Genomic DNA, 12,522 nt, shown 5'->3' with positions numbered 1-12,522 from the left:
GACGCACCGATTTCCCGGTGCGTCCCAAGGCTATTATTCGGGAGGTCGCGGATGGCCCGCAAGGATGTGATCGACGGCAAACGCAATGAAGAAGGCATCGCTCTGGCCTTGCCGCTCCTCAAGCAGCGTTTCGGGGAGCGCTTCCAGACAGGTCAGTCGTTTCGCGACCAGCACAGCCACACCACCACCTATCTGCCGTCACAACGACCGGATGGGGTCGTCTTCGCCGAAAGCAGCGAGGATGTTCGAGAGGTCGTGCGGATCTGCGCCACGCATCGCGTGCCGGTCGTGCCCTTCGGCACGGGCTCCTCTCTGGAGGGGCAGGTGAACGCACCTTGCGGCGGCATATCGATCGATTTCAGCCGCATGAACCGGATCCTCGCGGTCAATGCCGAAGATCTGGATTGCACGGTCGAGCCCGGCGTGACGCGCGAGGATCTCAACACCTATCTGCGCGACACCGGTCTCTTCTTCCCCATCGATCCGGGCGCGAATGCGTCGCTCGGCGGCATGGCTGCAACGCGTGCATCCGGTACCAATGCGGTGCGTTATGGCACGATGAAGGACAATGTGCTGGCGCTGACGGTGGTGACGGCCGATGGTGAGGAGATCCGCACCGCGCAGCGGGCCCGCAAGTCGTCGGCCGGCTATGATCTGACCCGGCTGTTCGTCGGTTCGGAAGGCACGCTCGGGGTGATCACCTCGGTTACGCTCAGGCTCCAAGGCATTCCGGCGAAGATCAGCGGCGGTGTCGTGGCTTTCCCGACGCTCGAAGACGCATGCAATGCCGTGATCATGACGATCCAGATGGGCATCCCCGTGGCGCGCATCGAACTCCTGGACGAGATGCAGATCCGCGCCTGCAACGCTTATTCGAAGCTTTCCTATGCCGAGCGTCCGACCTTGTTCGTCGAGTTCCATGGCACGGAAGAGACCGTGGCGCTCCAGGCAGAACAGTTCGGCGAGATCGCGGCCGAGTTCGGCGGTGGAGAATTTGCCTATACCGCCAATGCGGAAGAGCGAAATCAGCTTTGGAAGGCGCGCCACAATGCCTATTGGGCAAGCCGGGCACTGGCGCCGGAACTTTCGGCCCTGTCGACGGATGTTTGCGTGCCGATTTCGCGTCTCGCGGAATGCGTGGCCGCGACGCAGGCTGATATTCGCGAACATGGCTTTCTGGCCCCGATTGTCGGTCATGCCGGAGATGGCAATTTCCACGTCCTGCTGTTGTTCAACGACAAGGACGCCGCTGATGTCGAGAAGGCCGAAGCCTTTCTGGAGCGGCTGAACGGGCGGGCACTTGCCATGGAAGGCACCTGCACCGGCGAACATGGGGTCGGACAGGGCAAGATCAGCTATCTGGAGCAGGAACTGGCCTCCGCACTGCCGGCGATGCGCGCCGTCAAGGCTGGGCTCGATCCTGACAATATCTTCAATCCCGGCAAGATCTTTCGGCTGTGACTGCAAGAGCTTGCGGGTTGCCCCTGCGGTGAATTGCGTTACCTTCGGGCCGTAATCAAGGGAGTGGCATTCGGTGCTCGGACGCATACTGGTAACGCTTGGCGGCCTGCTCGTGGTTGCGCTTTTTGCAGCGCTGCTTGCGCCGTTGTTCGTCGATTGGACCAATTTCCGCCGTGACTTCGAGGATCAGGCGAGCCAGTTGCTCGGCAAGAAGGTCGTGGTCAATGGCGAGGTTTCGGCACGGCTCTTACCGTTCCCGTCCGTCACCATGGAGGATGTCACTGTCGGGACCGACGTGGACGGTACGCCGCTCGTCAGGATCGCCCGCTTCTCGCTCGATGCGGAGCTCGCGCCCTTCCTGTCTGGCGAGGCGCGCATCTTCGACATGCGCATCGAGGAGCCGAAGGCGCGTATCCGGCTTTTGCCTGATGGGACGCTTGACTGGTTGCGCGGCAGCAGACCCAGCATTCCGGCGCGCACGGTCGTTCTGGAGAAGGTCTCCGTCACCGGCGGTAGTGTCGAGTTCATCGATGAGCAGTCGGGGCGAAATCGCATGCTCACCGAGTTGGACGCTGCTCTTTCGGCGCGAACGCTTGCGGGCCCCTGGTCGGTCGAGGGCAGGGCGGTATTGGACGGAGAAGCGGCGCAGTTCGGCCTGACGACCTCGGAGTTTTCGAGCGTTGCCCTGCCGCTTCGCCTGCGGATCGAACCTGAAGCGCGTCCCTTCGACCTGATGCTCGAAGGCGAACTGGCGCTGGAAGAGGGAAAGCCGCAGTATGCCGGAAGCTTCTCGTCCACCTGGAAAGTCGCGACACCTGCGGAGGCGCTGGAGCCGGGGCAGACACCTGTGCCGGCACCTCGGATGCGCGGCGAGTTCAAGCTTGCCAATGACAGCATCACGGTTCCGAGCTACCGCCTTGAACTCGGCGAGGTCGTCGACCCTTATGTGATCTCGGGCGAAGCCAAGCTCGACACCGGTGCCAATCCGGAGTTCCTGCTGACGGCCGAGGGCCAGCAGGTCGACGTCAACAGGCTGGCAGCCGATGGTAGCCGGGCCAAGACCTCGCGCAATGGCAGCGTGTCGGTCCAGCAGCGCCTGGCGCTCTTGCTCGCCAGCGCTGCAGAGATCCCGATCCCCAAGGTTCCTGGCCGTGCCACGCTGCGCCTGCCGGCGATTGTCGCGGGCGATACCGTGTTTCGCGACCTGCAGCTCGACGTCCGCCCCGCAGGCAACGGCTGGGCCGTGGAAAAGGCCGTCGGCCTTTTGCCGGGCCGCACTCAGGTCGAGGCGAGCGGCCGGCTGACGCTCGTCGGCACGCCATCTTTCGAAGGTAATCTCCTGATCGCATCGACCCAGCCGTCAGGCCTCGCCACTTGGATTGCGGGGCGCGTCGATCCGTCGATCCGAGGCCTTTCCTCGGCCGGATTTTCGGCCTCGGTCAATCTGACGCCCGAACTGCAACGGTTCGAAAACCTGGAGCTTGCGATCGGCGCGGAGCCTCTGAAGGGAAGGATCGAGCGAGAATCGCCCATCGGTCAAGCGGCGAGCCTCTCCATCGATCTGACGGGAGACGGTCTTGATCTCGATGCGGCTCGGGCGATCGTCGCCCTGGTCGTTGGCGAGGATGCCGAACAGCGGCTGCTCGCCGAACGGGTCGCGACCCGTCTGAAGCTCGGCACCCTGCGCGCGTTCGGTGTCAGCGCGGAAGATGTCGAAGCGATCGCCACATACGAGGCGGGGCAGCTTTCGATCGAGCGGTTCAATCTGGGTAGCGTTGCGGGCAGCGCGATCCGGGTGAGCGGTGCGCTGAGAGAGACAGAGACTACTCCAGTAGGTGAAGCGGAGATCGGTTTCGTCTCTGACGACCCAGGCCCGTTCCTTGCACTGCTGCGGGAACGCCTGCCGGCCAACGCTTTGGTCGATCGCTTAGCCCAGAGCGCGCAATGGTATGCCGACACTGACGTCAAGGGCAGGTTGCAGGTGACGGAGGCGGGTGCCATGACGCTCGGCCTGACTGGCCGCGTCAACCAGACAGCGCTTGCCGCGACAGCCGAGGCTGACGAGATCTCTGCGTTTTTGGGCGGCGGGCAGCGCAGTGTAGAAATCCGGCTGGAGAACGAAGAGGCACAGGTCCTGCTCGGGCAGGCAGGTTTTGATCCGCTGCCTTGGACCACCGGTGAAGGTGGTGTCTTGACCTTGACGGTGAATGCCGCAGGTGAAGGCAATGCCGATGCCGTCGTCAGATTTGCCGGGCCTGTCACCACGCTCGAGGCAACGGCGCAGCTGACGGCTATGGACACGCCTGGCATGCTGGATGGCAAGTGGGATGTGCAGCTCGATAGCCAGGACATCGGCCCCTATCTGATGGCGCTTGGTCTCAGCCTTCCCGACGCGGCAACCGGTCTGCCGCTCAAAGGAGAGACGCAATTCTCGCTTGGCGATGATCAGCTTGCGATCGAAAGCATGACGGGCACGATCGGTGGACAAACGGTCGAGGCTGAGTTGCAGGTGAACCTGACGGGATCCGTTCCGTCGATTGCCGGCACTGTGAGCCTCGATCAACTCGATCTCGACTGGCTTGCGGCGACCATGATCGGCCCGCTCACGGATCCGGTTGATGGCGCCTTATCGGAGGCGGCTCTTGGCGTCGTCAGCTTGCCCTTCGATCTCGATCTCGGCCTGACCGTCAAGCAATTCTGGCCAGGTGCGGCAGAGGCCATGACGGATGTGTCCGGAACGCTGCGCAACAAGGCCGGTGAACTAAGCTTCGATGACATTGCTGGTGACTGGCTAGGCGGCAAGGCCAAGGGTCGGATCTCGGTGGCCAACACCGACGGAAACGGCTTCCTGCAAGCCCGCCTCGATCTCGAGGGGGGCGATGTGCTGAGAACGGTCAATTCACTTCGCATCGGACGCGGAATGACCGAGGCCGAAACGCCCGCCGGCCGCATGGATGTGACGCTGGTTGCCGAAGGCGCCGGCAAGACGCCGGCTGAGTTGATCGGTACGGCCAGTGGCTCTGGCGAGGCGCGGTTCAACAGCCTCACGCTCGACCGGCTGCAGCTCGACATCATGCCGGCACTTATTGCCGAGGTGGATGCTTTGGGAACGGAGATCAGTGAGGACAAGGTTCGGGATATCACCGATCGTCTGATCGAGGATGGCCGAACGGAACTGAGGGGATTGGTCATGCCCTTTGCCTTGTCAGACGGTACGCTGCGCATTCAGGCGGCGAGCCACCAGGCGGATGCGGCCAAGCTCGACGGTGCGCTCAGGCTCGATCTGCGATCCGGCCTGCTCGACGGGGAAATCGGTGTCGCCCTGAACGCCGGAGAGGCCGCCATGGAGGGGGGAGAGCCGAATTTCCGGCTTCTCTTCCAGGGTGACGCGCTCTCGCTCAGTCAGTCACTTGACGTTACGGAACTTACCAATTTTGTCTCTCTGCGCGCCTTCGAGGCCGAGCGGCGGAGGGTTGAGGCGCTGCAGGCAAGCGTTCTCGAAAAACAGAGGCTGAGGCGTGAGGCGGCACTTGCGCGGTCGCGTGCCGAAGAGCGGGCGCGGGCAGAAGCGGAACGCCTGCGGCTGGAAGAGGAAGCGCGGCTCAAGGCGGAAGCGGAAGCGGAAGCCCAGGCTGCGCAAGAGGCCGAAGCAGTTGCTCAACCTGAGGCGCCGGCGGCCACACCGGTGGAGCCCCTGACGACGGACACGGTGCCCGTTGCACCAGTTTTGCCGGTCTCACCGGAAGAGCGCGTGATCCGTCAGCCCTTGCCAGAGATGCGGTTCGAGGGACTGCCTGGGGTCAACTGACCGGATTGCGTTGGAAGTTCGCCTCTGCCGGTCGTCCCAAGACCTTCTCCTCCGCCTCCTCAACCGCCTGCTTGAACTCTCGCAACACGAACAGGCGGAGGGCAGAGGAGAGGTTCGAGTCGAGCGGCCGGCTTTCGTCGATTTCGGCGATCAGGGCAGCAAAGCTCAAACCGCGTTTCCTGGCGATGGTCTTCAACTCGTCGAGGAAGGGATCTTCGACCGAAAAACTGGTGCGGTGTCCGTGCAGGGTGATCGAGCGTTTGCGGATCATGGCGGTCACCGTCTGGATGTTCGAGGTATGGCCGTCCCGATGCGCCCAGGCATCTTTTCGGATCAATCCTGCTCGGGCTTCTCGATCCGCCCCTGTTCGTGCTGCCGGGCTGCCTTGTCGTTGCGTGCCTTGGTCAGCGATTTTTCCGCTTTGGTTCTGCCATGGCTTATGCGGTTCTGTTCGGCCACGCTCTCCCGCTCGTCGCGGGCTTTCGCCTTGCGGAACTGACGGAGATTGACGATGTCGGCCATGGTCTCAACTCCACGGGAAAAGGCCGGGCAGGGGCCCGGCCGTTCGTCATCTATTCACTGCTTCTTTCGGAAAGCGTCGAGCGAAACGACGGAGCCTTCCTTCTTTTCTTCCGTCTTTCCGGCTTCCGTCTCTTCCGTCTTGGCGACGGCTTCCAGCGGGTAGGCGGTGATCTCGGCCTCGCCTTCCTCCTCGTCCGCCAGCGGCACGTCGAATTCGAGTTCGAAGTTCACCGAGGGGTCGTAGAATCCACGGATGGCGTTGAAGGGCACCACGAGCTTTTCCGGTGTGTCGGAGAAAGAGAGGCCGATCTCGAAGAGGCTGTCGGTTACCTTCAGGTCCCAGAACTGGTGCTGGACAACGATCGTCATCTGCTCGGCATATTTCGCCTTGAGATGCTGGGAGATCCGTACGCCCGGCGCGCCGGTCAGGAAGGTGATGAAGAAGTGATGGTCACCCGGCAGGCGCCCCGTCGCGGCAACCTCGGCCAAGACCTTGCGGATCACGCCACGGAGTGCGTCCTGGGCCAGAATGTCGTAGCGAATATGGTCGTGCCCCATCAGATCCCTGCTTTCGTTATCATGCCGATTTTCAGCGGCTTATGCCACGACGCGGCGGCGCGGAAAAGCCCCGGCGCGTGAAACTGGTTCGCGCAATGTACATCAAATCTCTGCCTGCTGGTAGCAGCGAAATCCGAAGCAAAGTCATGGGGAAAGACTGAGGGTTATTTGTGCGTAGGAGGTAGGTGAAGGCTTCTGTTGCCAGGTGCCTTCGGACCCCGCCTTAAGGGGCTAACCCTAAGGACTTAGAGCGGGTTTCCCGCACCGCCATTAGGCAGCGAGAGCGTAACCCTTAGCGTTGTTGTCGTTTGCAACTACACTTGTGACCCGATAACGGCGGTATCATGCCGAGCAAAAGTTCGATCTTTACGCCCTTGTCGATCCTATTTCGCCCCCATCAAAAGCCGGTCTGAAGAAATATCAGATCCGACCGGTTTTTGGTGGAGGCGCCGGGTACCGCCCCCGGGTCCAATAGGTTTATTACACCGACCGTTTATTGCCATAGCCGGAGCAAGCCCCGGCAAAGGTGATATAGGTGTTTCCGATCCCGATGAAAAGAGGGCCGGCGCATAATCGGCCGGGGAGGCTGCTGCTGCCGCCGCTCTGGCGGGGATAACAGCGCATGCCGCATTGGTTTGGGGCGCATGCGGCGATATGATGTGGGTGACAACGACTCGATGAATGGACCCATGCACCAGTATCACGACCTTCTGCGCCATGTTCTGGAGACCGGCAGCGATCGCGGTGACCGCACCGGGACCGGCACCCGGTCTGTCTTCGGCTACCAGATGCGCTTCGACCTCGGCGACGGCTTTCCGGTCATCACCACCAAGCGGCTGCATCTGAAGTCGATCATCCATGAGCTCCTCTGGTTCCTCAAGGGTGACACGAATATCGGCTATCTCAAGGAAAACGGCGTCAGCATCTGGGACGAGTGGGCCGATGAAAACGGCAATCTCGGGCCGGTCTATGGCGCCCAGTGGCGCTCCTGGCCGGATTACGAGGGCGGCCAGATCGACCAGATCGCGCGCCTGATCGAGGGGATCAAGACCAATCCGAATTCGCGCCGTCACATCGTTTCGGCCTGGAACCCGGCGCTGGTCGATGACATGGCGCTGCCGCCGTGCCACTGCCTGTTCCAGTTCTACGTCGCCGATGGCCGGCTCTCCTGCCAGCTCTACCAGCGCTCCGCCGACATCTTCCTCGGGGTGCCGTTCAACATTGCTTCCTATGCGCTTCTGACGATGATGGTCGCGCAGGTGACGGGTCTGGAGCCGGGCGATTTCGTGCATACGCTCGGGGATGCCCATCTCTATGCCAATCACTTCGATCAGGCGAAGCTGCAGCTGATGCGGACGCCGAAGGCGCTGCCGGTCATGAAGCTCAATCCGGAGGTCAAGGACTTGTTCTCGTTCACGTACGAGGACTTCACGCTGATCGGCTACGAGGCGGATGCCAGCATCAAGGCGCCGATCGCCGTCTGAGGCGAAGCAAAGGCAGAACAGGGCATGCATCCCATCAAGATCGTCATCATCGTGGCCGTTGCGGAAAACGGGATCATTGGCCGCGATGGCGATATGCCCTGGAAGCTGTCGACGGATCTGAAGCGCTTCAAGGCGCTCAGCATGGGCAAGCCGCTGGTGATGGGCCGCAAGACCTTCGAATCCGTCGGGTCGAAGCCGTTGCCCGGGCGACCGCACATCATCGTCAGCCGCAGCCAGCGTTTCGACATGACCGGCGTGGAAACCGTGACGAGCCTCGACGAGGCCCTCGAACGGGGACGCCAGATCGCTGCGGAGACCGGTGTCGATGAGCTCTGCGTGGTCGGCGGCGGCGAGATCTATCGCCAGGCACTGGAGCTTGCCGACATCCTGCATGTCACGCATGTGGAGACTGTCGTTGCGGGAGACACGTCATTTCCATCCATCGATCCCGCAAGGTTCGAACTGATCGAGGAAACGGCAGTTCCTGCCGGCGAGAAGGACAACTACCCGACCCGCTACGCGATATACCGTCGCAGGGGCGCCTGATAACGCAAAATTTGCCCTTTCCGAAGAAGAAGTTGCCCCCCTCGCGTTGAAAGCAGTGACCGCGATACCTATAACCCTCTGGAACCTCATGCATGTCGGCCGATCGGCCAGCGGGCGGGGGACTTGGGAGCTTTTACAGCAAAGAGGTATTGATGCCCTGGAGCAATCAAAACGGCGGCGGCGGCGGTCCATGGGGCGGCGGCGGTGGCGGCGGTAACAATCAGGGCCCCTGGGGGCAGGGGCCAAACCGGCCGCGTGGAAACGGCGGCGGCGGCGGTGGCGGCAACCAGCCCCCGGATCTGGAGGATCTGATCCGCCGAGGTCAGGATCGACTGAAAAACATCGTGCCCGGCGGGTTCAACGGCGGTGCATTTGTGATCGTCGGTATCGTGCTGGTCGCCTTCTGGGCGATGCAGGCCGTCTACACGGTTCAGCCGGACGAGCGCGGCGTGGAACTTCGCTTCGGTAAGCCGAAGGAAGAAATTGCAATGCCGGGCCTGCATTTCCATCTCTGGCCGATCGAAGCGGTCGAGATCGTCAAGGTCACCGAACAGCAGCAGAACGTCGGCAGCCGCCCGACATCGAACAATCCCGGCGCCGGCCTGATGCTTAGCGGCGATCAGAACATCGTAAGCGTCCAGTTCTCGGTGCTCTACACCGTGTCGGATCCGCAGTCCTATCTGTTCAACCTCGAAGATCCGACGCAGACACTGCAGCAGGTGTCCGAAAGCGCCATGCGTGAGGTGGTCGGTCGTCGTCCTGCCCAGGACGTCTTCCGCGACAACCGCGAAGAGATCTCGACGCAGGTTCGCGACATCATCCAGGGTACCATGGACACCTATGGCGCCGGCATCGCGATCAACGCGGTTCCGATCGAAGATGCGGCACCGCCGCGTGAAGTGGCCGAAGCCTTCGAAGAAGTGCAGCGCGCCCAGCAGGATGAAGATCGTTTCGTCGAAGAAGCCAACCAGTACGCCAACCAGCGTCTCGGTCAGGCCCGAGGCCAGGCAGCACAGATCCGCGAAGAGGCAGCCGCCTACAAGGATCAGGTCGTCAAGGAAGCAGAGGGTGAGGCGCAGCGCTTCATTTCGATCTACGACGAATATGTGAAGGCGCCTGATGTGACGCGCCAGCGTATCTACCTGGAGACCATGGAGAACGTCCTGCGCAATTCGAACAAGGTGATCATGGGCGATCAGCAGGGTGTCGTACCGTACCTGCCGCTCAATGAACTCATGCGCCAGCCGGGCAACCAAACGACCGGCCAGTCTACGACGGGAGGGAACTGACATGCAGAACCGTCTTCCCTATTTCCTCGTCGCCCTCGGCGTCGCATTGTTCTTCGTCTACTCGTCGATCTTCGTGGTCAACGAGCGTGAACAGGCGATCGTTCTGCGCTTCGGTCAGATCCAGGACGTGAAGAGCGAGCCGGGCATCTATTTCAAGCTGCCCTTTGCCTTCATCGATGCTGATCGTGTCCAGTATGTCGAGGATCGCGCGCTTCGCTTCGATCTGCCTGACATCCGTGTTCAGGTCCGTGGCGGTGCGTTTTATGAAGTCGATGCATTTGCCGTCTATCGCATCAGCGATGCCCGCCGTTTCCGTGAAACGGTGTCGGCGGACCGCGAAGCTGCCGAATCGCGTCTTCGCACCCGTCTCGATGCAGCGCTCCGCCGCGTCTACGGTTTGCGGAACTTCGATGCGGCGCTTTCCGAAGAGCGTGGTTCGATGATGTCCGACGTTCGCAACGATCTCCAGGCGGCGGCTGAAAGCCTCGGTCTGCAGGTCACTGACGTTCGCATTCGTCGTACCGACCTGACGCAGGAAGTCTCGCAGCAGACCTTCGAGCGGATGAAGGCTGAGCGTTTGGCCGAAGCAGAATTCATCCGCGCCCGCGGTAACGAAGAAAGCCAGCGTCGCCGGGCTATCGCCGACCGTCAGGTCGTCGAACTCCAGGCCGAAGCGCAGCGCGATTCGGAAATCCTGCGCGGTGAGGGCGATGCCCAGCGAAACAACATCTTCGCTGACGCGTTCCAGCGGGACCCGAGCTTCTTCGAGTTCTATCGCTCGATGCGCGCCTATGTTGCTTCCATGAGCAACCAGGGCACGACGATGGTGCTGTCGCCCGACAGCGACTTCTTCCGCTTCTTCAACAGCGGAGCAGGCACGGGCAACTCGGCGACACCGACACCCGCACCAGCGGTTGCCCCGCAACCGGCTACGCCGCCGGCGCCTGCCGGCAACTGACACCATGGACGACCTGCTCGCAGGGATCGCCATATTCATGATCATCGAGGGGCTGGCCTATGCGCTGGCCCCTCGTTTTCTTGTGCGCATGGCCCGGCTCCTGCCGCAGATCCCGGAGGATCAGCTGCGTCTGCTCGGCCTCACCGCGATTACCACGGGCGTGGCAATCGCGTGGTGGGTGCGCGGCTGACAAGATCTGGTCGCAAGTCGAGGTTAGATCTCTTCCGGCAATTGTGATTTTCCCTCAGCCCATTCCGCCTTATGTTCACTACGACCCCAGACAAGCCAGTGAGGAAGCCGATGATGAAACCTGCCCGCGCGTCGCGAATGATTCTTTCGGCGCTTCTCACGGGGACGGCCCTGATCGTCGGCACCGTGAGTGCACCGAACCCGGTGGTCGCCCAGCAAGGGCCTCAATCCGTTGCCGATCTCGCAGGCGGCCTGCTCGGCGCCGTTGTCAATATCTCGACGTCGCAAAGCGTTGCCGACGAGGGCGATGGTCCGCTTCCGCAGGTTCCGGAGGGCTCGCCCTTTCAGGAATTGTTCGAGGATTTCTATCGGAATCGCGAAGGCGGCGGGACCAACAACAAGGTGAATTCACTGGGGTCCGGCTTTGTGATCGACCCGACTGGTTTCATCGTCACCAACAATCACGTGATCGAAAACGCCGATGACATCGAGGTCATTTTCTCCGACGGTTCGAAGCTCAAGGCGACGCTGGTCGGCACCGACACGAAGACCGACCTTTCCGTTCTCAAGGTCGAGCCGCCGCAGCCGCTGACATCGGTGAAGTTTGGCGATTCCAAGACAATGCGAATCGGCGACTGGGTCATGGCCATCGGCAATCCGTTCGGCCTCGGGGGCTCGGTGACCGTCGGCATCATCTCGGCAAGCGGCCGCAACATCAATGCCGGCCCCTATGACAATTTCATCCAGACGGATGCGGCGATCAACAAGGGGAATTCCGGTGGACCGTTGTTCAACATGAACGGCGAGGTCATCGGCATCAACACCGCGATTATATCGCCGAGCGGCGGCTCGATCGGCATCGGCTTTGCCGTGCCGACGGAATTGGCTGAAAACATCGTCAATCAATTGATCGAGTTCGGCGAAACGCGTCGTGGCTGGCTTGGGGTTCGCATCCAGCCGGTTTCCGACGAGGTGGCGCAGAGCCTGAACATCGACCGAGCCCGCGGCGCGCTGATCAGCGGCATCGTCGAGGGTGGCCCTGTCGCCAACGGGCCGATCCAGGTCGGTGACATCATCACCACCTTCAATGGACGGGCGATTTCCGAAACACGCGACCTGACCCGTATCGTTGCCGAAAGTCCGATCGGTGAACCGCTCGACGTTGTGATTCTGCGGGACGGGCAGGAGCAGTCGGTGAAGGTGACCCTTGGGCGTCTTGATGATGACGAGGTCGCAAGCAACGAGACGGATCCCGAAACCACCGTCGAGCCCAATGAGGAGGGCACGGCACCCGATGGCGATCAACAGGCGCCTGCAGAGCCTCCGGCCGGCGAGAAGGCCCCTGACGGAAACGAGCAGGGCGTGCCTCCGGCTGCGCCCGATCAGGCACAGCAGAGCGCGCCCGTGACGGAAGGCTTGATCGGTGTGGAGTTGACGGCACTTACCGATGCGAACCGTCTGAGCTTCTCGATTGCCGAAGGTGTCGAAGGCGTTCTCATCACCCGCGTGCTTCCCGGCTCCAAGGCCGAAGGCAAGGGGCTGAAGGTCGGCGAGGTGATCGTGGAGGTCGCCCAGGAATTCATGAAGACGCCGCAGCAGGTTGCGGAAAAGCTCACCAACATCAAAGGCGAGGGGCGTCGCAGCGGCTATCTGATGATCGCCGACAAGGACGGCAATCTCCGTCTGGTGGCGGTCCCGCTGGAATAG

11 protein-coding genes and 1 other RNA gene are annotated in these 12,522 nt (G+C 61.9%); 8 read left to right on the top strand and 4 right to left on the bottom strand.

Annotated elements, in window-relative coordinates; genetic code table 11:
- Positions 1-51 precede the first annotated feature (51 nt).
- Both GH983_RS10600 and GH983_RS10595 read left to right on the top strand, forming a co-directional pair.
- Complete coding sequence (locus tag GH983_RS10600) at positions 52-1,461, top strand: FAD-binding oxidoreductase (RefSeq protein ID WP_153762381.1); 1,410 nt, start codon at positions 52-54, stop codon at positions 1,459-1,461.
- 73 nt (positions 1,462-1,534) lie between these two features.
- A complete protein-coding gene (locus tag GH983_RS10595; protein WP_153762380.1) occupies positions 1,535-5,269 on the top strand; it encodes an AsmA-like C-terminal region-containing protein in 3,735 nt (1,244 codons plus the stop codon).
- On the opposite strand, the gene GH983_RS10590 is transcribed toward GH983_RS10595, so the two are convergent.
- The 4 genes from GH983_RS10590 to ssrA form a co-directional block, all read right to left on the bottom strand.
- Positions 5,262-5,540 (bottom strand): ribbon-helix-helix domain-containing protein, encoded by a 279-nt coding sequence (locus GH983_RS10590; protein WP_153763594.1) that lies wholly within the window; start codon positions 5,538-5,540, stop codon positions 5,262-5,264. The genes GH983_RS10595 and GH983_RS10590 overlap by 8 nt on opposite strands.
- A gap of 62 nt (positions 5,541-5,602) precedes the next feature.
- Positions 5,603-5,791 carry a DUF4169 family protein gene (locus GH983_RS10585; RefSeq protein WP_054151719.1) on the bottom strand — a complete coding sequence of 63 codons (189 nt, stop codon included), beginning with the start codon at positions 5,789-5,791 and terminating at the stop codon, positions 5,603-5,605.
- Between the two features lie 54 nt (positions 5,792-5,845).
- On the bottom strand, positions 5,846-6,349 hold the full coding sequence (locus GH983_RS10580; RefSeq protein ID WP_069041150.1) for an SspB family protein: 504 nt from the start codon (positions 6,347-6,349) through the stop codon (positions 5,846-5,848).
- Between the two features lie 184 nt (positions 6,350-6,533).
- Positions 6,534-6,910: a transfer-messenger RNA gene (ssrA, locus tag GH983_RS10575) on the bottom strand.
- Positions 6,911-7,038: 128 nt separating this feature from the next.
- On the opposite strand from ssrA, the gene GH983_RS10570 reads away from it, so the two are divergent.
- The 6 genes from GH983_RS10570 to GH983_RS10545 all read left to right on the top strand — a co-directional run bounded on the left by GH983_RS10570 (position 7,039) and on the right by GH983_RS10545 (position 12,522).
- Positions 7,039-7,833: a thymidylate synthase gene (locus GH983_RS10570; RefSeq protein WP_153763593.1), complete on the top strand. Its 795-nt coding sequence runs from the start codon at positions 7,039-7,041 to the stop codon at positions 7,831-7,833.
- A 24-nt stretch (positions 7,834-7,857) separates the two neighbouring features.
- Complete coding sequence (locus GH983_RS10565) at positions 7,858-8,379, top strand: dihydrofolate reductase (protein WP_153762379.1); 522 nt, start codon at positions 7,858-7,860, stop codon at positions 8,377-8,379.
- Positions 8,380-8,531: 152 nt separating this feature from the next.
- Positions 8,532-9,668 carry an FtsH protease activity modulator HflK gene (hflK, locus tag GH983_RS10560; protein ID WP_054151723.1) on the top strand — a complete coding sequence of 379 codons (1,137 nt, stop codon included), beginning with the start codon at positions 8,532-8,534 and terminating at the stop codon, positions 9,666-9,668.
- 1 nt (position 9,669) lies between these two features.
- Positions 9,670-10,626 (top strand): protease modulator HflC, encoded by a 957-nt coding sequence (hflC, locus tag GH983_RS10555; RefSeq protein WP_054151724.1) that lies wholly within the window; start codon positions 9,670-9,672, stop codon positions 10,624-10,626.
- Positions 10,627-10,630: 4 nt separating this feature from the next.
- Complete coding sequence (locus GH983_RS10550; protein ID WP_054151725.1) at positions 10,631-10,816, top strand: DUF2065 domain-containing protein; 186 nt, start codon at positions 10,631-10,633, stop codon at positions 10,814-10,816.
- A 110-nt stretch (positions 10,817-10,926) separates the two neighbouring features.
- Positions 10,927-12,522 (top strand): Do family serine endopeptidase, encoded by a 1,596-nt coding sequence (locus tag GH983_RS10545; protein WP_153762378.1) that lies wholly within the window; start codon positions 10,927-10,929, stop codon positions 12,520-12,522.

Source organism: Agrobacterium sp. MA01 (assembly GCF_009650195.1).
In the GTDB taxonomy this organism is placed as follows: domain Bacteria; phylum Pseudomonadota; class Alphaproteobacteria; order Rhizobiales; family Rhizobiaceae; genus Allorhizobium.
This window is presented reverse-complemented; position numbering and strand designations above follow the sequence as displayed.

What these genes read in the sequence shown, in the direction of transcription:
- GH983_RS10600 (WP_153762381.1), top strand. Translation starts at nt 52, where the DNA reads ATGGCCCGCAAGGATGTGATCGACGGCAAACGCAATGAAGAAGGCATC.
- GH983_RS10590 (WP_153763594.1), bottom strand. Translation starts at nt 5,540, where the DNA reads ATGATCCGCAAACGCTCGATCACCCTGCACGGACACCGCACCAGTTTT.
- GH983_RS10585 (WP_054151719.1), bottom strand. Translation starts at nt 5,791, where the DNA reads ATGGCCGACATCGTCAATCTCCGTCAGTTCCGCAAGGCGAAAGCCCGC.
- GH983_RS10580 (WP_069041150.1), bottom strand. Translation starts at nt 6,349, where the DNA reads ATGGGGCACGACCATATTCGCTACGACATTCTGGCCCAGGACGCACTC.
- GH983_RS10570 (WP_153763593.1), top strand. Translation starts at nt 7,039, where the DNA reads ATGCACCAGTATCACGACCTTCTGCGCCATGTTCTGGAGACCGGCAGC.
- GH983_RS10565 (WP_153762379.1), top strand. Translation starts at nt 7,858, where the DNA reads ATGCATCCCATCAAGATCGTCATCATCGTGGCCGTTGCGGAAAACGGG.
- hflK (WP_054151723.1), top strand. Translation starts at nt 8,532, where the DNA reads ATGCCCTGGAGCAATCAAAACGGCGGCGGCGGCGGTCCATGGGGCGGC.
- hflC (WP_054151724.1), top strand. Translation starts at nt 9,670, where the DNA reads ATGCAGAACCGTCTTCCCTATTTCCTCGTCGCCCTCGGCGTCGCATTG.
- GH983_RS10550 (WP_054151725.1), top strand. Translation starts at nt 10,631, where the DNA reads ATGGACGACCTGCTCGCAGGGATCGCCATATTCATGATCATCGAGGGG.
- GH983_RS10545 (WP_153762378.1), top strand. Translation starts at nt 10,927, where the DNA reads ATGATGAAACCTGCCCGCGCGTCGCGAATGATTCTTTCGGCGCTTCTC.